Origin of the sequence: Collinsella sp. AF20-14LB, from assembly GCF_003459505.1 — a bacterium.
Lineage (GTDB): Bacteria > Actinomycetota > Coriobacteriia > Coriobacteriales > Coriobacteriaceae > Collinsella.
This window is the reverse complement of record NZ_QRWD01000023.1, coordinates 1-22,465: the sequence shown is the minus strand read 5'-3', so window position 1 is coordinate 22,465 and position 22,465 is coordinate 1. Positions and strand designations below refer to the sequence as shown.

Annotated in this window: 27 protein-coding genes; 26 read left to right on the top strand and 1 reads right to left on the bottom strand. The window is 60.6% G+C overall.

Annotation, left to right across the window (positions count from 1 at the left end; translation table 11 throughout):
- Positions 1-111: 111 nt before the first annotated feature.
- Entirely contained in the window at positions 112-675 is a 564-nt protein-coding gene (locus tag DWX63_RS10215) for a PTS glucose transporter subunit IIA (RefSeq protein ID WP_117843633.1), read from the bottom strand.
- Positions 676-921: 246 nt separating this feature from the next.
- On the opposite strand from DWX63_RS10215, the gene DWX63_RS10210 reads away from it, so the two are divergent.
- From DWX63_RS10210 to DWX63_RS10085, 26 genes are all read left to right on the top strand, one after another.
- Complete coding sequence (locus tag DWX63_RS10210; RefSeq protein WP_117843632.1) at positions 922-1,824, top strand: alpha/beta hydrolase; 903 nt, start codon at positions 922-924, stop codon at positions 1,822-1,824.
- 651 nt (positions 1,825-2,475) lie between these two features.
- A complete protein-coding gene (locus DWX63_RS10205) occupies positions 2,476-3,567 on the top strand; it encodes a hypothetical protein (RefSeq protein WP_117843631.1) in 1,092 nt (363 codons plus the stop codon).
- Between the two features lies 1 nt (position 3,568).
- Entirely contained in the window at positions 3,569-3,832 is a 264-nt protein-coding gene (locus DWX63_RS10200) for a hypothetical protein (RefSeq protein ID WP_117843630.1), read from the top strand.
- Positions 3,833-3,847: 15 nt separating this feature from the next.
- Complete coding sequence (locus DWX63_RS10195) at positions 3,848-4,144, top strand: BMC domain-containing protein (RefSeq protein WP_117843629.1); 297 nt, start codon at positions 3,848-3,850, stop codon at positions 4,142-4,144.
- A 9-nt stretch (positions 4,145-4,153) separates the two neighbouring features.
- A complete protein-coding gene (locus DWX63_RS10190; protein ID WP_117843628.1) occupies positions 4,154-4,465 on the top strand; it encodes a BMC domain-containing protein in 312 nt (103 codons plus the stop codon).
- Positions 4,466-4,476: 11 nt separating this feature from the next.
- Positions 4,477-5,976 (top strand): aldehyde dehydrogenase, encoded by a 1,500-nt coding sequence (locus tag DWX63_RS10185; protein WP_117843627.1) that lies wholly within the window; start codon positions 4,477-4,479, stop codon positions 5,974-5,976.
- Between the two features lie 16 nt (positions 5,977-5,992).
- Positions 5,993-8,527, top strand: coding sequence for a choline trimethylamine-lyase (gene cutC, locus DWX63_RS10180; protein ID WP_117843626.1), 2,535 nt, complete (start codon positions 5,993-5,995; stop codon positions 8,525-8,527).
- A gap of 55 nt (positions 8,528-8,582) precedes the next feature.
- On the top strand, positions 8,583-9,530 hold the full coding sequence (gene cutD, locus DWX63_RS10175) for a choline TMA-lyase-activating enzyme (protein ID WP_117843625.1): 948 nt from the start codon (positions 8,583-8,585) through the stop codon (positions 9,528-9,530).
- Positions 9,531-9,539: 9 nt separating this feature from the next.
- The gene (locus DWX63_RS10170) at positions 9,540-9,878 is read left to right on the top strand and encodes a BMC domain-containing protein (protein WP_022387084.1); all 339 of its coding nucleotides are present in this window, start codon (positions 9,540-9,542) and stop codon (positions 9,876-9,878) included.
- Positions 9,879-9,892: 14 nt separating this feature from the next.
- Positions 9,893-10,327: a EutP/PduV family microcompartment system protein gene (locus DWX63_RS10165; RefSeq protein WP_233514533.1), complete on the top strand. Its 435-nt coding sequence runs from the start codon at positions 9,893-9,895 to the stop codon at positions 10,325-10,327.
- 27 nt (positions 10,328-10,354) lie between these two features.
- A complete protein-coding gene (locus DWX63_RS10160; RefSeq protein ID WP_117843623.1) occupies positions 10,355-10,981 on the top strand; it encodes a hypothetical protein in 627 nt (208 codons plus the stop codon).
- The gene (gene eutJ, locus DWX63_RS10155; protein ID WP_117843622.1) at positions 10,974-11,822 is read left to right on the top strand and encodes an ethanolamine utilization protein EutJ; all 849 of its coding nucleotides are present in this window, start codon (positions 10,974-10,976) and stop codon (positions 11,820-11,822) included. The genes DWX63_RS10160 and eutJ overlap by 8 nt, the downstream gene beginning before the upstream one ends.
- A complete protein-coding gene (locus DWX63_RS10150) occupies positions 11,815-12,120 on the top strand; it encodes a BMC domain-containing protein (RefSeq protein WP_117843621.1) in 306 nt (101 codons plus the stop codon). Before eutJ ends, DWX63_RS10150 begins: the two co-directional genes overlap by 8 nt.
- Positions 12,107-12,376, top strand: a complete 270-nt coding sequence (locus DWX63_RS10145; RefSeq protein ID WP_040221112.1) for a EutN/CcmL family microcompartment protein — start codon at positions 12,107-12,109, stop codon at positions 12,374-12,376. Before DWX63_RS10150 ends, DWX63_RS10145 begins: the two co-directional genes overlap by 14 nt.
- Positions 12,377-12,390: 14 nt before the next feature.
- Complete coding sequence (gene pduL / locus DWX63_RS10140) at positions 12,391-13,299, top strand: phosphate propanoyltransferase (RefSeq protein ID WP_199411190.1); 909 nt, start codon at positions 12,391-12,393, stop codon at positions 13,297-13,299.
- 27 nt (positions 13,300-13,326) lie between these two features.
- The gene (locus DWX63_RS10135) at positions 13,327-13,614 is read left to right on the top strand and encodes a BMC domain-containing protein (protein WP_075844449.1); all 288 of its coding nucleotides are present in this window, start codon (positions 13,327-13,329) and stop codon (positions 13,612-13,614) included.
- 418 nt (positions 13,615-14,032) lie between these two features.
- Positions 14,033-14,320 (top strand): BMC domain-containing protein, encoded by a 288-nt coding sequence (locus DWX63_RS10130; protein WP_075844703.1) that lies wholly within the window; start codon positions 14,033-14,035, stop codon positions 14,318-14,320.
- Between the two features lie 418 nt (positions 14,321-14,738).
- Positions 14,739-15,026: a BMC domain-containing protein gene (locus tag DWX63_RS10125; RefSeq protein WP_075844703.1), complete on the top strand. Its 288-nt coding sequence runs from the start codon at positions 14,739-14,741 to the stop codon at positions 15,024-15,026.
- Positions 15,027-15,444: 418 nt separating this feature from the next.
- Positions 15,445-15,732 (top strand): BMC domain-containing protein, encoded by a 288-nt coding sequence (locus DWX63_RS10120; protein WP_117843620.1) that lies wholly within the window; start codon positions 15,445-15,447, stop codon positions 15,730-15,732.
- A 222-nt stretch (positions 15,733-15,954) separates the two neighbouring features.
- Positions 15,955-16,242 carry a BMC domain-containing protein gene (locus DWX63_RS10115; RefSeq protein ID WP_117843620.1) on the top strand — a complete coding sequence of 96 codons (288 nt, stop codon included), beginning with the start codon at positions 15,955-15,957 and terminating at the stop codon, positions 16,240-16,242.
- Between the two features lie 49 nt (positions 16,243-16,291).
- Positions 16,292-17,929 (top strand): acetaldehyde dehydrogenase (acetylating), encoded by a 1,638-nt coding sequence (locus DWX63_RS10110; RefSeq protein ID WP_117843619.1) that lies wholly within the window; start codon positions 16,292-16,294, stop codon positions 17,927-17,929.
- A gap of 39 nt (positions 17,930-17,968) precedes the next feature.
- Positions 17,969-18,901: a DUF4037 domain-containing protein gene (locus DWX63_RS10105; protein ID WP_117843618.1), complete on the top strand. Its 933-nt coding sequence runs from the start codon at positions 17,969-17,971 to the stop codon at positions 18,899-18,901.
- A gap of 55 nt (positions 18,902-18,956) precedes the next feature.
- Entirely contained in the window at positions 18,957-19,598 is a 642-nt protein-coding gene (locus DWX63_RS10100; protein WP_117843617.1) for a DUF4125 family protein, read from the top strand.
- A gap of 11 nt (positions 19,599-19,609) precedes the next feature.
- Positions 19,610-20,461 carry a MerR family transcriptional regulator gene (locus DWX63_RS10095; protein WP_158559679.1) on the top strand — a complete coding sequence of 284 codons (852 nt, stop codon included), beginning with the start codon at positions 19,610-19,612 and terminating at the stop codon, positions 20,459-20,461.
- 40 nt (positions 20,462-20,501) lie between these two features.
- Positions 20,502-21,599, top strand: coding sequence for a 1-propanol dehydrogenase PduQ (locus tag DWX63_RS10090; protein WP_117843615.1), 1,098 nt, complete (start codon positions 20,502-20,504; stop codon positions 21,597-21,599).
- Positions 21,600-21,748: 149 nt separating this feature from the next.
- Positions 21,749-22,420 (top strand): IS3 family transposase, encoded by a 672-nt coding sequence (locus DWX63_RS10085; protein WP_117843614.1) that lies wholly within the window; start codon positions 21,749-21,751, stop codon positions 22,418-22,420.
- The last annotated feature ends 45 nt before the right edge of the window (positions 22,421-22,465 follow it).

The window sequence follows — 22,465 nt, the reverse complement described above, 5'->3', positions numbered from 1 at the left end:
ATGCTCAGCTGCCTATATAGAAACGTTTCAGAACCTCTACATAGGCAAAAACAACAACACAGATGCGGCAAAGATGCACGGGTGGTTGAGCCTTTATGCGATGATGATCGGCTACTTGGTCTTGGCAACCAGCAGCGGATCGCCAAGCTTGACGAGCGGATTGCCGCCGATAAGCGTGCCAGACTCGCCGACGTGGTCGATGCTCTTGAGGCGGTCGAGCTCAGAGATGATGACGGTCACGATGTCCTCGTGACCGGCGGCCTTGATAGCGTTGCGGTCGAAGCTGATGAGCGGCTGGCCGGCCTTGACCGTGTCACCCATCTCGACAAAGCGGGCAAAACCCTTGCCGTTCATTTCCACGGTGCCCAGGCCAACATGGATGAACACGCGCAGGCCGTCCTCGGTGATCATGCCGATGGAGTGATTGGTGACGGTGGTGGCGCCGATGCGACCGTTGGCGGGGGCGTAAATGGTGCCGGTAATGGGCTCGATGCCGTAACCCTGGCCGAGCATGCCCGAGGCGATGGTCTCGTCGGGAACCTCACTCAGATTGACGAGCACGCCGTTGACGGGAGCGTAGATGACGCCTTCGCGGGTGGCGAAGCTTGCTGCGGGCGGAACGGACGCCTCGCCCGACGAAGTGAACGTGGACTTGAGCGAATCGAGCAGACCCATAGATGCCTCCAACGTATCAGGCGTGCATGTTGCACGCGTGTGGTTTGCCGGAAACGTTTCGTACGTGTTTCCCAGCACGGTCAGCGCTCCTATTTTACGCTGCCCAACGATACCTCTGAACAGCGATTTTGTGATATATCAGTTGAAGGCCAACTTATTGCGGGGGTGTTTCTGCGCCGCGGGCTCAAGTGGGGTACGCTAAGGTGCGAAAAACGAGTGCGCACGAATCGCACGGAGGGAGCACCTATGATTATTGAGAACCATGCGCTGTGGGGCGAGGAGCCGACCGAGGATTATCCGGCGACGTTTACGTATCTGGGTGCCGAGCCGCTGCCCGACAAGCCCAATGGCCGCCGCCCCGCGGTGATCATCTGCGGCGGAGGCGGGTTTACGCATATCGCTCCGCACGAGCAGGACCCGGTGGCGTTTGCGTTTTTGGACCGCGGCTACCAGGCCTTTGTGCTCAACTATGTGACGAGCGCCACGGGCGACGTGAGCTTTCCGCACCCGCAGGCGGACCTCGCCAAGATGGTCGCTACCGTGCGCGCCAACGCCGACGAGTGGCATGTCGATCCCAAGCGCGTGTGCATCGTGGGTTTCTCGGCGGGCGGCATGATCTGCGCCTCGTTGGCAACGCAGTGGAAGACCGGACCCTTCGCGGGCCTTGCCGGGGCTCGTCCGGAGGATATTCGTCCCGACGCCGTGGTGCTGGGCTATCCGTTGCTCGACCTTGCCTATGTGCGCGATATGCAGACGCGTGACCCGCGCATCGACCTGCGCGTGCCCAAGACGGGCGGCAAGACAGGGCGCGATTTGCTCAACGACTATCTGTCGATGGTGACGGGCGGCGAGGCGACCGATGAGCACCTGACCGACATTTGCCCTACCACGCACGTTTCGCGCCAGATGCCTCCGACCTTTGTGTGGGGCGTTTCGGACGATAAGACGGCGCCGGTCGCGCAGGTCTACCCGTTTGCGCAGCGCATGGCCGAGGAGGGTGTTGCATGCGAGATGCACGTCTTTGACCAGGGTGGCCACGGCCTTTCGCTCGGCAACGCCAATACCGCGGTCGACAACGAGGACAAGCAGGTGGCGGTCCGTCCTTGGATTCGCCTAGCCTTCCGCTTCCTGGAGCGCCACGGTTTCTAGATTTTCGAATTGCTTGCGGCGGGTTGTCCGGGAGGCTCCATTGGGAAACCGTGTCCCATTTCGAGCGTGAATTCCGGGATACGGTTTCCCAATGCCAATGCGGAAACTACGTCCCGTTTTGGCGCCGCAAGGTGAACGTCTGTTTTATCAATCTCATCAGCAGAATGTGACAAAAACTGTCAACTATTTGTCACATGGGGCCGTACCGAGGGCGGTGCGGCCTTTTTATGTTTCGATAACTAAGACCTTAACGTTAGGTAATTGTTTCCAAAATACTTCGCATGCTGGATGGGAAACGCCCTTTGAGGATCAGCTAAAACTGTATTGAGCTGGGAAAAGTCTGAAAAAAGCTTAAGGCCACTACGGACGGCGGCAGGGGATTGAACAAATGTCTAATGCGCCGCGGAGAAAGCCATTTATGTCAACAAATGCTATATGAGAGGTGGCATTAAAAGCCGTTCGCGGGAACATTTCGACCGTTCGAGCGTGCCGAGTAGCCTAAAAGTACCGGCGAATGCCGTTTACCGAGCGCCAACGGTATGTCTCTTTCTTTCACGCCTGCGTCAATTTCTAGCATTTCAGTCATTGATTGCCATGGGAGTCGACGCCTGTGTCCAACAAATGAACGATGATGGAAAGGGGACTGCTTGCATGGATACAACCGCAACAGCTCCAACTGATCGCGCGCTTGCGATCAAAAAGAAGAAGGCGCTCGACGCGAACTTCTTCAAGAAGGGCATCGCTATCGCGGCGCTCTCCAGCATTATGTACGCTTTATACACCGCCTTCGTGACCGGTGGTCAGCTCTTTGGCGTTTGGGGTAACTGGTTTGGCGCATTTGCTTCTACCAGCCTGATCGTCGTCTTTATCCTGCCTACGATCGCCTCGGGCATCAACGATGCCCTGAGCGCCGCCTGGGCAACCCTCGTTACCCTTAAGCAGGGCAAGATTGCCGACCTGGGTCGCTGCGTCGTCTCCAAGCCTGGCCTCATCGTGATTGCCGCCGCTTTTATCGGCGGCCCCATCGCCTCTGCTGCCTACGTCATCGCGCTTTCTCAGGCCGGCACCCTAGCCGTGCCCATCGCGGCTCTAAATCCCGCTATCGGCGCGATTCTCGCTCGTATCCTCTACAAGCAGCCGCTTGGCCCCCGCGTCATCGCCGGTATCGTGATCTGCGTCATCGCAGGCGTCATGATCGGTAGCACCGGTCTTACCGGTGAGGCTGCGCCGGGTATGGCGCTTGGCCTGGGCCTGGCCCTTCTCGCTGCCCTGTGCTGGGGCATCGAAGGCTGCGTGGGCGGCTATGCCACCTGCATGATTGACTCGCAGATTGCCATCAATATTCGTCAGCTCGTTTCCGGTATCGGCAACCTGGTCGTTGTCCTGCCGATTCTCACCCTTGTCTGCGGTGGCACCCTTGCCCAGAGCTACACCTACGTTGCCCAAGCTCTGACCGACGGCTCATCGGTTATCTTCTTTGCCGTCTCCGGCGCTGCCGCCTACCTCTCCTTCATGAGCTGGTACCGCGCTAACGCTATGTGCGGCACCGCCCTGGGCATGGCTATCAATGGTACTTACACCTTCACTGCTCCGCTGGTCACCTGGATCATCCTCGGCATGATTATGGGTTTCGACGGCTATGCGCTGGCTCCCATCGCCTGGATTGCCGCCATCGTCAACCTCATCGGCATCTTCTTGATCGCCGTGAACCCGATGGACCTCTTGAAGAAGGACGGTGAGTAGCGTGCTGCCTTTGAACTACGCCATGCTCAAGTACTTTACCTGCCATGACAGGGCTTGCGCCGACGACGTCATGGAGGCTCTCAAGGGCGACTACTCCTCGTTTAGCGCTTTTACCAAGCCCAAGATGCAGGAAGCTCTGATGACCGCCGAGAAGAACGGTCTGATCAGCGAGTGCCATTTTGATCTGGACGATGCGGGCGAGGTCCGCGTCTATTACAGCGCTGGCCAAGAGCAGCGTGACACCATCAATTCCTATATCAAATAGGAAAGGAGCTACCTCATGCGCTATACCGGCGAAGAAGCCATCGGCCTCATTGAGACCATCGGCATGGTTCCGGCTCTGGAAGCCGCAGATAAGATGCTCAAGGCGGGCGAATGTGAGCTCGTGAGCTATGAGAACGTTGGTTCCACGCTCGTCACCGTTATCGTCAAGGGCGATGTCGCTGCATGCGAGTCCGCCGTCAAAGCGGGCGTCGAGGCCGCATCGGCCATTGGCAAAGTTACGGCTCAAAACGTCATGAAGCGTCCTGTTCCACCTATCGGTGATGTCGTTTCCGTTCACGACGTGGATTTTTAGGAGGTCCCGATGCCTGAAAGCAAAGGCAACGCATTCGGTGCCATCGAGACCTTTGGCCTCGTTTGGGTGCTCGAGGCCGGCGACGCCATGTGCAAGGCCGGCGATGTGAGCCTGATTGGTTATGAGAACACCGCATCCGGCTACATCTCCATTCTTGTCGAGGGCGATGTCTCCGCCGTCGAGGCCGCGGTACACGCCGGCGTTGAAGCCGTCGAGGCCCTGGGCGCCGAGGTGTACAGCTCGGTTGTTATCCCGCGTCCGCATCCTGATCTGAAGAAGATCACCGGCCGCTATCGTCTTGAGAACCTGCTTCCCTACTAAGGAGGTGTGCCATGTCCCTTGTTGATACCGACCTTCGCTCAGTTCAGGAGGCGCGCATTCTTTTGGAGCACGCCGAGGAGTCGAAGGAAGTTCTCGAGGGTCTGCCCGGCACGCTTGTCGATGGTTTTTTGAAGGCCCTACGCGAACGCCTGCTGCCCAACTGCGGCGCCTATGCCCAGCTGGCGGTTGCCGAAAGCGACTACGGCAACGAGGAAGACGAACAGGCGCTTATCGAGTGGGTGCTCACTGATCTTTTGGATGATGTGTGCGCCCAGACGCCCACGCAAGAGCTCTACTCGCGCAACGCCACGCATTCTGTTGAGGTGGGCATCTCCAAGGGCACGGTCGTCTCGCTTTTGCCTGACTGGCTGTGCGTTCCCACGATGCTCTCGCAACTTGTGTGCGCCGTTGCCTCCAAGAGCCCGATCATCTTCTCGGCACGTCAGCGCACGCATTCAACGTGCAAGGCCGTGATCGAGGACGTGCGCAAGGTGGCCCATGAGTGCCATTACCCGCTCGATGCCCTTACGTTTTTGGAGCTCTATGCGCCTGAGGGCGAGGAGTGGCTGGGCGCTCAGTCGGCTGTTCGCGTGCTCATCGACTCGCGTGAGTGCGAACACATCCACGTGGTCAACACCACGGGTAAAGACGTGTACTGTGCCACGATTGGCAACAACCCGGTCTTTGTGGAGCAAACCGCCGACTTGGCCCTATGTGCCGAGGAGGTCGTATGCGGTAAATCGTTTTGCTACGGCATGCTTCCCGGTGCCGAGCAATCGGTTGTGGTCGAGCAGGTTGTGGATGAGGCCTTTAAGGCCGAGCTCAAGCATCGCGGCTGCTACTTCCTCACCGACGAGGAGTGTCAACGCCTCTATCGCGTGTGTTTTCGCGACGACGGTCGTTCCTATCGCGAGGCTATCGGTAAGTCGGCGTGTGATCTTGCGCGCCGTGCCGATATCGTGGTGCCCGCCTCGACACGTGTGCTTGTGGCCGAGAAGCCTTATGTCTCGGAGCGCAGCTACTTCTCGCGCACCAAGTACGGCCCCGTGCTGTCTTACTACGTGGAGGAGAACTGGCGCGATGCCTGCGAGAAGTGCATCGAGCTGATTTTGAACAGCGGCTCGGGAAACGCGCTTTCGATATTCTCGCGCGACGGCGAAGTCGTTCGCCAGTTTGTTCTCAAAAAACCGGTGGGACGCATTCTCGTGAATGTGGGGACAGGCATGGGAGCCACAGGCTGTCACTCCACACTGCCCAAGACCCTCACCGTTACCGGATGGGAGAGCGCGACGACCTCGAATCTGGGCGTGACCTATCGCGACTTTATCCGCCGGCGCCAGGTTGGGAGCAACCTCGACTCGTCTGATCTTTCTCTTCTCGAGGAAGCAGGGCTCAACCGAGCGCCAGATTGGAAGATTGCCGCACATATGACCGAACAGCAGACCGAAACCCCCGTTGCCGATCAAGCCGACGCGTGGTTTGCGAGCCTGCTTCAAATCATGACCGATTAGAAGAAAAGGAGTACCGATGGATATTCAAGAGTTTGCCAAGCAGCTGTCCGATGCCACCAAGAACATGAGTGAAGAGCAGCGTGCAAGCGTCCGCGCCATGTTCAGCAAGGTTGCCGATCAGCTCGATCGTCCGCTGGACAGCGTGCCCGCCCATGTCGAGGGCACCGAGACCCCCGATGGCCCTACCGAGCGCCACGTGCGCCTGAAGCAGAATTTCCTCAAGCAGGTCCCCTCCATCACCACCCACCGCGCCCGCGCCGTCACCGAGTTCACTCGCAAGAACCCGGGCATGCCCAAGATTGAGCTGCGCGCCAAGTGCTTCCGTTACTGCTGTGAGACCGCCCCGCTGATCATCCAGGACGACGAGCTTATCGTCGGCAACCCCACGGGTGCCCCGCGCGCCGGTGCCTTCTCGCCCGATATCGCCTGGCGTTGGCTGCGCGACGAGCTCGACACCATTGGCACGCGCGCTCAAGACCCCTTCTATATCTCCGAAGAGGATAAGAAGTACATGCGCGAGGAGCTCTTCCCGTTTTGGGAGGGCAAGTCGCTCGACGAAGTGTGCGAGGATCAGTACCGCGAGTGCGGCGGCTGGGAGCTCTCCGGTGAGTCCTTTGTTTCCGACTGCTCGTATCATCAGGTGAACGGCGGCGGCGACTCCAACCCCGGCTACGACGTCATCCTGATGAAGAAGGGCATGCAGGACATTCAGGACGAGGCTCGCGAGCACCTCAAGCACCTTGACTACGCAAACCCCGAGGACCTGGACAAGATCTACTTCTACAAGTCCGTCATCGACACCACCGAGGGCGTCATGATTTACGCCCGTCGTCTGTCCGACTTCGCTTGCCAGAAGGCCCAGGAGTGCGCCGATCCCAAGCGCCGTGCCGAGCTCCTGCAGATCTGCGAGAACCTCAAGAACGTGCCTGCTCACAAGCCGCGCACTTTCTGGGAGGCCGTGCAGTCCGTGTGGGTTGTCGAGAGCCTGCTACCGGTTGAGGAGAACCAGACCGGTATGTCCATCGGCCGTGTTGACCAGTACATGTATCCCTTCTATAAGGCCGATAAGGAGGCTGGCCGTCTGACCGACTACCAGGCCTTCGATATCGCCGGCTGCATGCTCATCAAGATGAGCGAGATGATGTGGGCCACTTCCGAGGACGCCTCCAAATTCTTCGCTGGCTACCAGCCGTTCGTCAACATGACGCTCGGCGGCGTGACCCGCTCCGGTGCCGACGCCACCAACGACCTCACCTACCTGCTGATGGACGCCGTGCGTCACGTCAAGATCTACCAGCCTTCCCTGGCCTGCCGTATTCATAACAAGAGCCCCGAGAAGTACCTGCGCAAGATCGTGGACGTCGTTCGCTCCGGCATGGGCTTCCCCGCCTGCCACTTTGACGACACGCACGTCAAGATGATGCTCGCAAAGGGCGTCTCCGTCGAGGACGCACGCGACTACTGCATGATGGGCTGCGTCGAGCCGCAAAAGTCCGGCCGTCTGTATCAGTGGACCTCCACCTCATACACCCAGTGGCCCATCGCCATCGAGCTTACGCTCAACCACGGCGTGCCCCTGTGGTATGGCAAGCAGGTTACCCCCGACCTGGGCGACCTGGATCAGTATCACACCTTTGAGGAGTTCGAGGCTGCGGTCAAAAGCACCATCTACTACATCACCAAGTGGACGAGCGTCATGACGGTGATCTCGCAGCGCGTGCACCGCGACATGGCTCCTAAGCCCCTGATGTCCATCATGTTCGAGGGCTGCATGGAGTCTGGCAAGGATGTCTCTGCTGGCGGTGCCATGTACAACTTCGGACCGGGCGTCGTGTGGAGCGGCCTTGCCACTTACGCCGACTCCATGGCTGCCATCAAGAAGCTTGTCTTCGACGACCACAAGTACACGCTGTGCGAGCTCAACGAGGGCCTCAAGGCCGACTTCGTGGGCTACGAGAGAATGCGTCAGGACTGCCTGGATGCTCCCAAGTACGGCAATGACGACGACTACGCCGATCAGTTCGTGTCCGACATCGTCTACTTCACCGAGCATATCCACAGCCAGTTCAAGACCCTGTATTCGCGCCTGTCCCACGGCACGCTGTCCATCTCCAACAACACCCCGTTTGGTCAGATGACCGGCGCCTCCGCCAACGGCCGCAAGGCCTGGACGCCGCTTTCCGACGGCATCAGCCCCACCCAGGGCGCTGACCACAACGGCCCCACCGCCATCATCAAATCGGTCTCCAAGATGAGCAACGACAGCATGAACATCGGCATGGTGCACAACTTCAAGCTCATGGCCGGTCTGCTGGATACCCCCGAGGGCGAAAACGGCCTGGTCACGCTGCTGCGAACGGCCTGCATGTACGGCAACGGCGAGATGCAGTTCAACTATCTGGACAACCAGACGCTGCTCGACGCCCAGGCTCACCCCGAGGAGCATCGCGACCTGGTAGTTCGCGTCGCCGGCTACAGCGCGTTCTTCGTCGAGCTGTGCAAGGACGTTCAGGACGAGATCATCAGCCGCACGATGCTGACCAAGCTCTAAGCATGTAACCACTCAAGCCCAAATGGGCGCAACCCGTACAGAAAGGAGGACGCATATGAGCGAGCAGCTGGAAGAGAGCCTTGAGCGCCGTGCGCGCATCTTCAATACGCAGAAGTACAACATGTACGACGGTCCGGGCATTCGCTCCATCGCGTTCTTCAAGGGATGCCCTCTGCGCTGCAAGTGGTGCTCCAATCCCGAGAGCCAGCGTCGTGGTTTTGAGGTCATGTTCAAGCAGACCGCTTGTGTGAACTGCGGGGCGTGTGTTGACGCATGTCCCGCAGGGGTTCACCAGTTCGTGAACGGCGAGCATGTGGTGGACCGCACCAAGCAGTGCTTGGGCTGCGGTGCCTGTGAGAAGGCTTGTCTGCAAAAGGCGCTCTCCATCATGGGCGAGGACCGCAAGATCTGCGATCTGGTTTCGTTTATGGACCAGGATGCAGACTTCTATCGCATGTCCGGCGGCGGCGTGACCCTGGGCGGCGGTGAGGTCTTGGCGCAGCCCGAGGCCGCCCGCGCCCTGCTTGCCGCCTGCAAGGACCGCGGCTATCACACGGCCATCGAGACGTGCGGCTATACCAAGACCGAGACGATTCTTGATATCGCACGCTACGTGGACCTGTTCTTGTTCGACATCAAGCAGATGGACCCGGTCAAGCACAAGCGCTGGACCGGCGTGAACAATGAGCAGATTCTTGCCAATATTCGCGCTCTGCTGGAAAACGGCTTTAACGTGCGCGTACGCATGCCGCTGCTCCACGGGGTGAACGACGACAAGGCCGAGATCGACGCCATGATCGAGTTTTTCACACCGTATCGCTATCAGAAGAATTTCGACGGCGTGGACCTGCTGCCCTACCACAAGCTGGGTGTGGGCAAGTATGCGCAGCTTGGCCGTGACTACGAGATCGAAGGCGACCCGTCGCTTTCGGAAGACGACCTGAATCACATCGAAGGCTGGATCTCCGGGGCCGATTTCAAGGTCAACCTCGTTCGACACTAGGAGTGGGGCATGGAACATCTTCAGCGCATCATCCAAGAGTCGGTCGATGGCAAGGAAGTCGTGTTGGCACACGTTATCGCGTCTCCCGCGCCGGATATCTACGACCGCATCGGCGTGCCTCATGGCCAATCCATCGGCATCCTCACGCTGTCGCCGGAGGAAACCTCTATTATCGCGGCCGATATCGCCGCGAAGGCGGCTCCGGTGAGCATCGGGTTTCTCGATCGCTTTACCGGCGCCGTGGTGGTCTTGGGCGACGTGCAAAGCGTCGAGACGTCGATGCAGGAGGTCGTCCGCGTTCTCCATGACGGCCTGGGATTTCGTGCCCATGAGGTCACGAGGTCGTGATGGGGGACCGCCTGATGATCATCGGCTTGCCCGGCTCGGGAAAGTCGACAATCTCCGATCTGGTGGAAGGGGCGCCCTCCGACCATCGGCATCGGGAGGATTGTTTCTATCGCACGCGCAGCTTCGAGGTTCCGGGGGGCTACATCGAGAACCATTGGATGCACAGCATCGTGATCATGTTGTCGCAAAACCAGGCTTCCGGGGTGCTCCTTTTGATCGACGGAGCGAGCGGCGAGACGCTCTATTCGAGCGGTTTTGCCCGTGCGTTCAACGAGCCCTGTCTGGGCGTACTTACCAAGTGCGATCAGCTGGACGAAGGCGAACGCGAGCGTGGGCTGTCAAGGCTCGCGGATGCCGGCGTCGATGCGGCCCTGTGCCTTTCGGCAACAACCGGCGAAGGCGTAGACGAATTGTTGGACTGGGTGCGAAGCGTCGCGCCCAACGAGTGACCGATAACCAGAAAGGAGGAGACACCTATGTTCTACGTAACCGAAAACGAGCTGCGCGGTGCATACAACCGAGAGCATTTTTCGACCTATACGCTGCCCGAGGACGCCAAACTCACCCCGAGCGCGCGCCAGTTCCTCATCGACTTCTACATCGATTTCAGCGAGGGCTACGGAGCTGCTTCCGGCGCTGCGGGTACCACTGCACCCGACCCGGCTCTTGCAGCGGCACGTGCTGAGGATACATTGGCTTCGTTTTACGACGACATCGCCGTCCTGGGCGCTCGCTTGCGCATGCTGGGCCGTAATGCCCTGGGAATCGAGAACGATATCGCCCACGTGTGCGACACGCTGGGAACCCTGTGGCAAGCCCACACCGACCTGGGCGGTCTCCTTTCCGAATGCGAGACCGCAAGCGAGGTGCCGGCGGCGCCCGTGCTCCCGCCGCTCTCCGCGGCGGTGCACCCGCTCTACTACGAGATGGCGCTGCTCGATGCCGAGCTCGCGCGCACGCAGCGCTTTTGGGCGCAGGCTGCAAGCGAGATGACGGCCGAGGGCCACGCCAGCGTGGATGCTTGGGCACAAAGCGTCGTTCGCTGCCGCGCGTGCCTGGCTACGTGTTTGGAAAAGGTTGCAGGGGAGGTGCGCCATGGTTGATTTCGAGGTGGCTAACACTCGTCTGCAAGATTTGCTCGACCGTGTGGGCAACCCCCGACCGGTGAGTGCCGGCGAGCCCCTGTACTGCGGACTCGATGTGGGCACCGCATTCATCGTGCTCGCCGTGGTCGATGCCGCGGGTGAGGCCGTGGCCTGCGCGTATCGCTTCGCCAGTGTGGTCAAGGACGGCATGGTCGTCGACTACATGGGCGCGGTCGATATCGCGCGTGAGCTCAAAGATGAGCTCGAGCAGCAGCTCGGGCGCGAACTCGAGCCCTGTGCCGTGGCCCTTCCCCCGGGAACTGAAGGCCTCGATGGCGGCGTGGTAAAAAACGTCGCCGAAGGAGCGGGCCTCGACGTGGTTGCCGTCTTTGACGAGCCCACTGCAGCGAATCTGCTCATCGGCGCGCGCGACGGTGCCGTGGTGGATATCGGCGGTGGCACCACCGGCATTTCCGTTATTCAGGACGGCTGCGTGGCGGAATGCATCGACGAGTCCACGGGCGGCACGCACTTCTCGCTCGTGCTGGCCGGCGCCCGCGGCATGAGCTTTGACGAGGCTGAGCTTTACAAGCGCGATCCCGCCCATCACCGCGAGATCTTCCCGGTCGTTAAGCCCACGATCGACAAGGTAGCGAGCATCATCGCGCGTGCCATTGACGGCTATGACGTGCCGGAGATCGTTTTGGTGGGCGGCACGGCCGAGCTTACGGGCATCGAGGCTCCGGTAGAGAAGGCTCTGGGCATCCCGGTGCACAAGCCCAACCACCCCATGTTCGTGACGCCCTTGGGCATTGCCTTGGGCTGCCAGGTCGCTGCCGAGGGTGACCCCGATGCTTGATATCAAGGTTATCAAGGCACCAGCACCCGGCACGATGGCGATTTTGCGCCAGCGTTCGGGCCGTCGTTGGAGCGAGGGGTACTTGCCGGCGGCCGTGGGCCTCGTGCAGGGAAAGCTCATCGACATGGTTGTTGCGAGCGACATTGCCGAGAAGACGGCAGGTGTCGAGGTCACGGATATTCGCGGGAGCTGCCCGCAAAACATGATTCTTCTGGCCATCGCCGGAGACACGGCAGAGGTCATGGAGTGCTTGGAACGCATCAAGGAAGGAGGGGACGGCGCCAATGCTCATCTGTAAGCTCATCGATTCTATCTGGGCGACCCGTAAGTACGAGGAACTCGACGGCATGAAGTTGATGCGTGTCGAGGTCATCGACGGCCCGGAATCCGGACGTCGCCTGGTGTGCGTCGACACCATCAGCGCAGGCACCGGCGACCGTGTGCTTGTGGCAACGGGTTCGGCCGCCTACCACTTCATGCGCGAGACCTTTGGTAAGAATGCGCCCGTAGATGCGGCCATCGTAGGAATTATCGACGAAGACGTGAGTCTGTAGGAAAGGAGGAAGAGATGAAACGACTGATCAGTGCAGCGGACGTGAAGGCGGCGGCCACGAACGGTGGCGTGCTGGCAATCGATGGCAACACTATCGTGACCCCGCAGGCCAAAGACGAGGCCGCCGAGCTGGGCGTCGAGCTGGTCTTTGGTGCTGCGCCCGCAGCGACGCAGTACAAGGCTTGCGCACCCGCGCCCGAGCATCATGAGGCGCCTGCAGCGCATGAGCCCGAGCACCATGAGGGGCACGAGGCGGCTATGGGTGCCGAGGAGATCGAGCGTCTTATTCGCGGTGCCCTTGACTTGGGCATTTGGAGCGAGAAGCAGATCGAGGACCTTCTTGGACATGCCGCCCCGCTGACCGTGAGCGTTGGCGTGTCCGGTCGTCATGTCCATCTGTCCCAGGAGAACCTGGAGGCTCTGTTTGGAGCTGGCTACGAGCTCACTCCCATCAAGGAGCTCTCCCAGCCCGGGCAGTTTGCCGCCAAGGAGATGGTGACGCTTGTGGGTCCCAAGGGCGTTATCGAGCGCGTGCGCGTGCTTGGTCCCGTGCGCCCGTCTACTCAGGTTGAGGTGCTGCGCGGCGATACGTTCAAACTGGGCGTTCCTGCTTGCGTACGCATGAGCGGCAAGCTTGAGGGCACGCCGGGCATCACGCTCGCCGGCCCCCATGGCACCGTTGCCCTGCCCCAAGGCGTCATCGTTGCCGCGCGTCACATCCATATGACGTGCGACGAGGCGGCTCAGCGCGGGCTTCACGACGGCCAGGTCGTGTCGATTGCCTTTGGCGGCGAGCGCGGTGGACGTCTTGACAACGTGGTCGTGCGCGCCAACAGCACGAGCGCCCTCGATTGTCATATCGACACCGAAGAGGCAAATGCCTTCGGTATAAAAAACGGTTCTGTTGTAGAGATCATCAAGTAGATCCCTACGAAATAGGAGGTAACAAAAATGGCAAACACTACCCAGGCCCTCGGCATGATCGAGACCCGTGGACTGATCGGCTCCGTCGAGGCCGCCGACGCCATGGTCAAGGCCGCGAACGTCACCCTCGTGGGTAAAGAGGAGATCGGCGGTGGCCTCGTGACCGTCTTCGTCCGCGGCGACGTGGGCGCCGTCAAGGCCGCCACCGACGCGGGCGCGGCTGCCGCCCAGCGCGTGGGCGAGCTCATCTCCGTGCACGTCATCCCGCGACCCGACGGCTCCGTCGAGTCCATCCTGCCCGGCGCCAAGGCCTAAGTAAGCCATGGCAACGCGCAGATCCGGTACCGGCGGGAGCAAGAAGCTCCAGGAGAGTGCCAACAAGGCAGCTCCTGAGGTGACCGAAGCCCCCGCAAAGGCTCCCGCCGCAAAGAAGGAGCCCATGGCGGAGCCGGCGGCCGCTCGGAAGGAGGCGTCCGCAGAGTCAGCGGTCGCTCCCAAGAAGGAGACTGCGGCAAAGCCCACGGCGGCAAAGACGTCTGCTGCAAAGAAAACGGTCGCAAAGCCCAAGACGGAACCTGCAGCACCCATGCTTAACGAGAACGAGGCTAAGGCACAGCGCGAGGTGGAAGAACACACCGCGCCTTCTAAGGCCGAGGCTTCTGCAAAGGAAGCTCCGGCTACCAAAACAGCAAGCGCATCTGCGCCCAAGAAGACTACCCAGGAGGTAACAAGAATGTCTAACGCAACCCAGGCCCTCGGCATGATCGAGACCCGTGGACTGATCGGCTCCGTCGAGGCCGCCGACGCCATGGTCAAGGCCGCAAACGTCACCCTCGTCGGCAAGGAGCGCGTCGGCGGCGGCCTCGTGACCGTCTTCGTCCGCGGCGACGTGGGCGCCGTCAAGGCCGCCACCGACGCGGGCGCGGCTGCCGCCCAGCGCGTGGGCGAGCTCATCTCCGTGCACGTCATCCCGCGACCCGACGGCTCCGTCGAGTCCATCCTGCCCGGCGCCAAGGCCTAAGTAAGCCATGGCAACGCGCAGATCCGGTACCGGCGGGAGCAAGAAGCTCCAGGAGAGTGCCAACAAGGCAGCTCCTGAGGTGACCGAAGCCCCCGCAAAGGCTCCCGCCGCAAAGAAGGAGCCCATGGCGGAGCCGGCGGCCGCTCGGAAGGAGGCGTCCGCAGAGTCAGCGGTCGCTCCCAAGAAGGAGACTGCGGCAAAGCCCACGGCGGCAAAGACGTCTGCTGCAAAGAAAACGGTCGCAAAGCCCAAGACGGAACCTGCAGCACCCATGCTTAACGAGAACGAGGCTAAGGCACAGCGCGAGGTGGAAGAACACACCGCGCCTTCTAAGGCCGAGGCTTCTGCAAAGGAAGCTCCGGCTACCAAAACAGCAAGCGCATCTGCGCCCAAGAAGACTACCCAGGAGGTAACAAGAATGTCTAACGCAACCCAGGCCCTCGGCATGATCGAGACCCGTGGACTGATCGGCTCCGTCGAGGCCGCCGACGCCATGGTCAAGGCCGCAAACGTCACCCTCGTCGGCAAGGAGCGCGTCGGCGGCGGCCTCGTGACCGTCTTCGTCCGCGGCGACGTGGGCGCCGTCAAGGCCGCCACCGACGCGGGCGCGGCTGCCGCCCAGCGCGTGGGCGAGCTCATCTCCGTGCACGTCATCCCGCGACCCGACGGCTCCGTCGAGTCCATCCTGCCCGGCGCCAAGGCCTAAGTAAGCCATGGCAACGCGCAGATCCGGTACCGGCGGGAGCAAGAAGCTCCAGGAGAGTGCCAACAAGGCAGCTCCTGAGGTGACCGAAGCCCCCGCAAAGGCTCCCGCCGCAAAGAAGGAGCCCATGGCGGAGCCGGCGGCCGCTCGGAAGGAGGCGTCCGCAGAGTCAGCGGTCGCTCCCAAGAAGGAGACTGCGGCAAAGCCCACGGCGGCAAAGACGTCTGCTGCAAAGAAAACGGTCGCAAAGCCCAAGACGGAACCTGCAGCACCCATGCTTAACGAGAACGAGGCTAAGGCACAGCGCGAGGTGGAAGAACACACCGCGCCTTCTAAGGCCGAGGCTTCTGCAAAGGAAGCTCCGGCTACCAAAACAGCAAGCGCATCTGCGCCCAAGAAGACTACCCAGGAGGTAACAAGAATGTCTAACGCAACCCAGGCCCTCGGCATGATCGAGACCCGTGGACTGATCGGCTCCGTCGAGGCCGCCGACGCCATGGTCAAGGCCGCAAACGTCACCCTCGTCGGCAAGGAGCGCGTCGGCGGCGGCCTCGTGACCGTCTTCGTCCGCGGCGACGTGGGCGCCGTCAAGGCCGCCACCGACGCGGGCGCGGCTGCCGCCCAGCGCGTGGGCGAGCTCATCTCCGTGCACGTCATCCCGCGACCCGACGGCTCCGTCGAGTCCATCCTGCCCGGCGGCGTCGCGTAATCGCGCGTTTGTAAAAAGGCTAGCCATCCGATCGGGGCCGCCCGTGCATGTTTGCGGCCCCGATCGGAACACTTGGCACTCTTTGTGTCACCCGTTGTCACTTTCCCTCGCCGCGAATGCCTGCGCGCCTGCCGCCATACGCGTCTGGGCGGGCACGCCGGCTATTTTCGGCTTTTGCAACACTTCATGCGGGCACAGCGCCTGCACCATTAAGGAGGAACCATGTCTAACGCAACCCAGGCCCTCGGCATGATCGAGACCCGTGGACTGATCGGCTCCGTCGAGGCCGCCGACGCCATGGTCAAGGCCGCAAACGTCACCCTCGTCGGCAAGGAGCGCGTCGGCGGCGGCCTCGTGACCGTCTTCGTCCGCGGCGACGTGGGCGCCGTCAAGGCCGCCACCGACGCGGGCGCGGCTGCCGCCCAGCGCGTGGGCGAGCTCATCTCCGTGCACGTCATCCCGCGACCCGACGGCTCCGTCGAGTCCATCCTGCCCGGCGGCGTCGCGTAATCGCGCGTCCGTACGTGCTGTTCTATCCGAATGATTCGAAAGGAGTCTCATGCGCGACTACGATTTCGATCTTCAGAGTATCCAGGCGGTGCGCGACCTCGCCCGCAAGGGTAAGATCGCCGCGAACCAGCTTGCACATTACGACGAGGAGCAGATCGACCGCATCCTCCGTAATATGGTGAAGGTTGCCGAGGAAAACGCCCAGGTGCTCGCCAGCATGGCTGTCGAGGAGACGGGCTTTGGCAAGGTTTGCGACAAGGTGTATAAGAACCATATCGCCAGCGCCCTGCTCTATGAGGAGATCCGCGACAAGAAGACCATCGGTGTTATCGATGCCGACGAGAAGAACCAGGTCATCTCCATCGCCGAGCCGGTTGGTTTGCTGATGGGCATCGTTCCTTCCACCAACCCCACCTCTACGGTCATCTACAAAGCTATGATCGCCCTCAAGGCGCGTAACGCTATCGTCTTTTCGCCGCATCCCGCTGCCGCCAAGTGCACGGGTATGGCCATCCAGCTTATGAACCAGGCGGCTGTCGAGGCAGGCGCCCCCGAGAACGTGATCCAGGGCATCACGCTTTCCTCCATGGCTGCCACCAACGAGCTCATGCATGCTCCCGAGGTCGCCATGATCATTGCTACCGGCGGCCCCGGTATGGTCAAGGCCGCTTACAGCTCCGGCAAGCCCGCGTTGGGCGTGGGCGCTGGCAACTCGCCTGCCTACATTGAGCGCACCGCCAACGTGCACGACGCCGTTCGTCGCATCCTTACTTCCAAGACGTTTGACTACGGTACTATCTGCGCTTCCGAGCAGAGCATCATCTGCGAGGCCTGCAACCGCGATGCCGTGATGGCCGAGTTCCGCGCTCAGGGTGGCTATTTCATGAATGAGGAGGAGTGCAAGAAGGTTTGCGCGCTGCTCTTCCGTAACGGTCACTCTATGAGCCCCAAGTTTGTGGGCCACAGCCCGCAGTCCATCGCGCAGGCCGCGGGTATCAGCATCCCCGAGGGCACCCGCGTGCTTATCGGCGAGCAGGGTGGCGTGGGCGATGCCTGGCCGCTGTCCTACGAGAAACTTACCACCGTTTTGGGCTTCTATACCGTTTCCAACTGGGAAGAGGCTTGCGAGCTCTCTATCGAGCTGCTGCAAAACGGCATCGGCCATACCATGAGCATCCACACCACCGATAAGGATATGGTGCGTAAGTTCTCCATCAAGCCGGCCTCTCGCATCCTGGTGAATACCGGGGGCAGCCAGGGCGGCACCGGCGTCATTACTGGTCTTGACGTCGCGCTCACGCTGGGCTGCGGCACCTGGGGTGGCAGCTCCATCTCCGAGAACGTGGGGCCGCAGCATCTCATCAACGTGAAGCGCGTGGTCAACGGCCTGATCGAGCCCGACGAGGTTGTGGCCCACGACGAGCTGTTTGCCAAGTGGCATCCCGACCTGGCTGCTCATCACACCGAGGCCGCGGCTCCCACTACCGGTTGCTGCGATGCTGTGCCCGCTACGAGCTGCTGCGAATCGACATCCAACCCGGTTTCCGGCATTAGTTACTCGGTGGGCTGCAACTGCACCGACGTGTCTCCCGATGCACTTGCGGGTGCCAAGCCCAACGACGTCATCGACGCCGACGAGCTCCAGAAGATGATTCACGAGCTCACGAATGCCTTCAAGGGCATCTAGTATTTCTTGTAGCCAAGCGCGTGGAAGCGGGGTGAAGTTGTGACAGGTCTTGAGCTTTCTCGTTCGTATTGCGAGTTCTATGCGCCATCCCTATTCGAAGGGTTGCCGAGCGACGTCCGTTACCGCGCCGCGCTGGGCCTCGTTGGAGAAGGGTCGGAATGTCTAGGTTTCGACGACGAGATTTCGCGCGACCACGACTTCGGTCCCGGCTTCTGCGTGTGGCTTTCTGCTGATGTGTATGAGGAGTGGGGGCCGGAGCTTCAGCGTCGCTACGACCTTTTGCCTGCGAGTTTTAAAGGCTTTACGCGCCGGCAGACGCAGATGGCGGGCAAGCGCGTGGGCGTCTTTGAGACTCAGGCGTTCTATCGTTTCTACACCGGTCTTTCTCGTGCGCCGCAGTGTGCAAAGGAGTGGCTCGCCATTCCCGAGCAGCTTCTCGCTCAGGTTACCTCCGGTGAGGTTTTTGCTGATCCGAGTGGCGAGTTCTCCGTTATGCGCACGGTGTACCAGGGGTTTTACCCAGACGAGGTCATGCGTAAGAAGTGCGCCGCCCATTGCGCCTCCATGGCGCAGGCGGGTCAGTACAACCTCCCGCGCTGCCTTAAGCGCAAAGATGTCGTCGCTGCTCAGGCGGCGCGCAGTGAGTTTTTGGCCAGCGTAATGGCTGCGTTTCATCTGCTCGCGCATACGTACATGCCTTACTACAAGTGGGCGTATCGTTCGCTTGTCGAGCATGTGCGTGCGCCGGTGCCGGTACTCGACGCCGTGCGCTCCATCGCCGCGACACCGGTAGAGCAGGTGGATCAAGATGATGTCGAGGCGCTTTGCCAGACGGTCGGTGCGTCTGCTCGCTTGGCAGGCTGGACGTCGTGCGGTAGCGGCTTTTTGCTCGATGTCGCCTTGGATATCCAGAGTTCGTTGAGAGATTCATATCTTGCTGTCTGCCCGCTTGCGGCCGGCGGATACCGATAGGGGGGGGTTGGCATTGGGAGATTGCAAGACGTCATGTTCCGCACTTCGACAAGGCATGTCGGCGTTTTTCAACATGCCGGAAGTTGAGAAGTTGCTCGAAGATAAGGGCCTTGCTCATGCGGAAATCTCTGCATTGCGTGAGCTCGTACAACTTGAATGGGTGCATTTCGATACTGTTCAGGGTATGAGCGGTCGCGCTGCTTGCCAAGACGATGCGGTGGGATTCTTTGTCCATCGCGTTGCCCAGTATCTGAGTTTTCCTCGTGAGTCCATCATGGGCGTGCGCGATGACGTGGTGGCTGCCGATGCGGCGGGTCGCAACGTGATTCGCGAGAAGTACGCGCGCATGATGGAGATGACCGATCCTGTGGCATTCGCGCGCGATTGGTCGGGGCGCCTGGAGGCTCCTTCGCCGGTTAAGCGCTGCGTGCTCAACGAGATTGAGAGCGCGCTGCGAAGTATGCTCGATACTGCGCAAGGCGAGCTTCCCGCAACGGCGCAGCATGTGAGGGGATCGATAACGCAGCCAAAACTAATCTCCTCGATTGGCTACTATGTCTGTGAAATTCAAAGCTATTCGCTGTCTACGCTCAAGTGTTTGCGTGACGGGTTGCGGCACCAGCTGGGCAACCACGTGAATCCCGTTTTGGATACCTATGTGAATGCTGTATTCATTCAACGTGTTCTGGAGGCGTAAGGATGACTCGTATGAGCGATGACGAGCTGCGCAACGGTCAGCTTTTGGGTATTGGCGAGGCGAGCCAGCTGTGCGGCATCACGTCTCGCACGCTGCGCCATTACGACAAGCTCAATCTTCTCCAGCCCGATTGCATAGGGGATAATAAATATCGTTATTATTCGCTTGAGACGATTCTGCGTATTCCCATCATCAACTATCTCAAGATGATGGGCTTCTCGCTCGACGAGGTTTCCGAATTGTTTGAGACGCAGAGTTTCGACAAGATCAAGGAATTGTTTGGCGCTCATGCCGACGCATGCACGCGCGAGATGACCCGTCTTGAAGAGCGCCGCCATACCATTCGGGATTGGATGGGACTTATCGACGAGGCAAATTTTGTCCTTTCGGTCAAGCCAAAGGATGTGAGCCTTAAATACTTCTCCGGCCAGGAGTTTTTGGCCATGCCGTATCACTTTTGGGGCAACTACGCTGATGCGATTATCAACCTCGATTTCACCTCGTTTGTCGAGGAGCACGATAACGTGATTACTGGTCCCGTGATCTTGCATCACGGCAACTTTGACGCGTGCTGCGAGCCCGGCCATGCCCGGGGGCAATTCGATGTCACGGTTGTACAGCATGCGTTGCGTCCCATCGCAGAGGAGAATCGCATGACAGTGGAGAGCGGAATGTATCTCTCTACGTATCATACTGGTCCGTTTGAGAATATTGGCGAGGCGCATCGCCGCGTGCGCGATTATGCGCTTGCAAACGGTTTCAGGCCGGCCGGCGGCGTGTTCGAGCGCTTTGTGACCGACTACTGGACCACATACAATCAGGATCTTTTTGTCGCGGAGGTCATTTTGCCCATTGAGCGGTAACGACGCGACGACTCTCACGTAATAATCGAAAGGGGCTCTCATGCAGGGCTTTAAACTCACGACCGAATTGTTTTTTGGGTCGCAGGCCATCAATCATCTTGAGGGCCTGACCTACCGCAACGTGCTGATTATCACCGACGGCTTTTTGGAGTCCTCGGGCATGGTCGCTAAGATGGCTCAACACCTGCCCGCGGGCGCACGCTACCAGACGTATTCCGACGTCAAGCCCGATCCGAGCCAGGAGCTCGTTGACGCAGGCGTCGCTGTGGTGGAGCGCGTTCAGCCGGACATGGTCATCGCCTTTGGTGGCGGTTCGTGTATCGATGCCACGAAGGCTGTTTTGTACTTCGCTCACGAGAATGGAATGGACAAGCCGTATTTCCTGGCCATTCCGACCACGGCGGGTACGGGCTCGGAGGTTACCAACTTTGCCGTCATCACGCGCGGCGAGAACAAGGTTGTGCTGATTGACGATTTTCTGGCTCCGGACGGCGCCCTGCTCGAGGCCGATTTCACTAAAACCGTGCCGGCGATGATCACGGCCGATACCGGCCTTGACGTGTTGACACACGCCATCGAAGCCTATGTCTCCAAGGCTGCCACGCCCTTTACCGATGCGCTTGCCGTAAAGGCCGCCTCAATCGTGTTCGAGGACCTGCCGGTGGTCTATCGCGACGGTCTTGCCATGCGTAGCCGTACGCGCATGATCGAGGCCTCCTGCTTGGCGGGCATCGCCTTCACCAACGCCGGTTTGGGTATCAACCATTCGCTGGCACATGCTCTGGGTGGACGCTTCCACGTGGCTCATGGTCGTCTAAATGCCATCTTACTGCCCTATGTGATGCGATTCCATATGAGCGAGCCTAAGTATCGCGAGCCGTATGATCGGCTGGCCCATGATTTGGGTCTGGCAGATGCCGACGAACTGCTGGCCCGTGTGCTTGAGTTACGCGAGTGCCTAGATGTCGAGAATGCGCTGTCCGATCGTTCGCAGTTTGACCCCGCGGCATTTGAGGCCGAGCTCTCCGGTATTGCCGAGGCGGCCCAGCGCGATCGCTGCACGCCGTCCAACCCGCGTGCCGTATCCAAGCAGGACTTGGTCAACATTGCCCGCGACGCATATTGCGGCCGCTGCTAAACAGCACTAGGGGCGCTATCCTTTCCCAGGTAGCGTCCCCTTTTTCTGCAATGTGACAAAGTAATGATAGGTTTGGGAAACGACGTCCCATTGCGAGCTCGGGACTGCGGACAAAAAGTTGGACCGTTGAGGTCCGGAACGGAGTCCGCATGGCATACAGTAGGAGAATGGTGGAGAGAGCCAGGGCGCTCCGCGGCGCCGGGCTCACCGTCATGGAGATAACCGAGATACTCGGCGGGCCCGGCAAGACGTCCGTCTGGCGCTGGATCAGGGACGTGCGCAAGCCCGCGGGAAGGGCCGGTGGGGGAATGGACCTGCCGCGACTCGTCGGGGACGGCCCCGACTACCCCGACATCGACCCGGAGGACAAGGACGCCCTGATCGAGCGGCTCAGGCTCGAGAACGCGGTGCTGAGGGCGGTGCAGGACGTTTTAAAAGCCGAGAGCCTCGACGGGATGTCGAACAGGGAGAAGACCCTGGTGATAGACCGCCTGAGGCCTGCGGGGAAGTGGTCCTTGAGAGAACTCACCGGCTTCTTGAGGATATCGAGGAGCTCCTATGACTACCAGCGCCGCGCGATCGCCAGGCCGGACCGCCTGGCGCCGCTGAGGGACGTCGTGCGGCGGGTGTTCCTGGAGGACGGCGACGGCGCGCGCGGCTACCGGTTCGTGGTGCGCAGGCTCCGCGAGCTCGACGACCCCGTGCGCGTCTCCGAGAAGGTCGTCCGGCGCATCATGCGCGAGGAGGGGCTCGTCCCGAGGTGGATGAGGAGGGGGGCCGGCGCCTACAGCTCCTACGGCGGCGAGGTGACCCCCTGTTAGCGCTACTGTAAAAACAACCATTTTGACCAACGCTCAATAACCAAT

Excerpts from the sequence above, each read along its gene's own strand:
- DWX63_RS10125 (WP_075844703.1), top strand. The coding sequence starts at position 14,739 with ATGTCTAACGCAACCCAGGCCCTCGGCATGATCGAGACCCGTGGACTG.
- pduL (WP_199411190.1), top strand. The coding sequence starts at position 12,391 with ATGAAACGACTGATCAGTGCAGCGGACGTGAAGGCGGCGGCCACGAAC.
- DWX63_RS10100 (WP_117843617.1), top strand. The coding sequence starts at position 18,957 with ATGTCGGCGTTTTTCAACATGCCGGAAGTTGAGAAGTTGCTCGAAGAT.
- eutJ (WP_117843622.1), top strand. The coding sequence starts at position 10,974 with ATGGTTGATTTCGAGGTGGCTAACACTCGTCTGCAAGATTTGCTCGAC.
- DWX63_RS10135 (WP_075844449.1), top strand. The coding sequence starts at position 13,327 with ATGGCAAACACTACCCAGGCCCTCGGCATGATCGAGACCCGTGGACTG.
- DWX63_RS10160 (WP_117843623.1), top strand. The coding sequence starts at position 10,355 with ATGTTCTACGTAACCGAAAACGAGCTGCGCGGTGCATACAACCGAGAG.
- DWX63_RS10205 (WP_117843631.1), top strand. The coding sequence starts at position 2,476 with ATGGATACAACCGCAACAGCTCCAACTGATCGCGCGCTTGCGATCAAA.
- DWX63_RS10150 (WP_117843621.1), top strand. The coding sequence starts at position 11,815 with ATGCTTGATATCAAGGTTATCAAGGCACCAGCACCCGGCACGATGGCG.
- DWX63_RS10130 (WP_075844703.1), top strand. The coding sequence starts at position 14,033 with ATGTCTAACGCAACCCAGGCCCTCGGCATGATCGAGACCCGTGGACTG.
- DWX63_RS10195 (WP_117843629.1), top strand. The coding sequence starts at position 3,848 with ATGCGCTATACCGGCGAAGAAGCCATCGGCCTCATTGAGACCATCGGC.
- DWX63_RS10095 (WP_158559679.1), top strand. The coding sequence starts at position 19,610 with ATGAGCGATGACGAGCTGCGCAACGGTCAGCTTTTGGGTATTGGCGAG.
- DWX63_RS10185 (WP_117843627.1), top strand. The coding sequence starts at position 4,477 with ATGTCCCTTGTTGATACCGACCTTCGCTCAGTTCAGGAGGCGCGCATT.
- DWX63_RS10090 (WP_117843615.1), top strand. The coding sequence starts at position 20,502 with ATGCAGGGCTTTAAACTCACGACCGAATTGTTTTTTGGGTCGCAGGCC.
- DWX63_RS10145 (WP_040221112.1), top strand. The coding sequence starts at position 12,107 with ATGCTCATCTGTAAGCTCATCGATTCTATCTGGGCGACCCGTAAGTAC.
- cutD (WP_117843625.1), top strand. The coding sequence starts at position 8,583 with ATGAGCGAGCAGCTGGAAGAGAGCCTTGAGCGCCGTGCGCGCATCTTC.
- DWX63_RS10190 (WP_117843628.1), top strand. The coding sequence starts at position 4,154 with ATGCCTGAAAGCAAAGGCAACGCATTCGGTGCCATCGAGACCTTTGGC.
- DWX63_RS10110 (WP_117843619.1), top strand. The coding sequence starts at position 16,292 with ATGCGCGACTACGATTTCGATCTTCAGAGTATCCAGGCGGTGCGCGAC.
- DWX63_RS10120 (WP_117843620.1), top strand. The coding sequence starts at position 15,445 with ATGTCTAACGCAACCCAGGCCCTCGGCATGATCGAGACCCGTGGACTG.
- DWX63_RS10170 (WP_022387084.1), top strand. The coding sequence starts at position 9,540 with ATGGAACATCTTCAGCGCATCATCCAAGAGTCGGTCGATGGCAAGGAA.
- cutC (WP_117843626.1), top strand. The coding sequence starts at position 5,993 with ATGGATATTCAAGAGTTTGCCAAGCAGCTGTCCGATGCCACCAAGAAC.
- DWX63_RS10115 (WP_117843620.1), top strand. The coding sequence starts at position 15,955 with ATGTCTAACGCAACCCAGGCCCTCGGCATGATCGAGACCCGTGGACTG.
- DWX63_RS10210 (WP_117843632.1), top strand. The coding sequence starts at position 922 with ATGATTATTGAGAACCATGCGCTGTGGGGCGAGGAGCCGACCGAGGAT.
- DWX63_RS10085 (WP_117843614.1), top strand. The coding sequence starts at position 21,749 with ATGGCATACAGTAGGAGAATGGTGGAGAGAGCCAGGGCGCTCCGCGGC.
- DWX63_RS10215 (WP_117843633.1), bottom strand. The coding sequence starts at position 675 with ATGGGTCTGCTCGATTCGCTCAAGTCCACGTTCACTTCGTCGGGCGAG.
- DWX63_RS10165 (WP_233514533.1), top strand. The coding sequence starts at position 9,893 with ATGATCATCGGCTTGCCCGGCTCGGGAAAGTCGACAATCTCCGATCTG.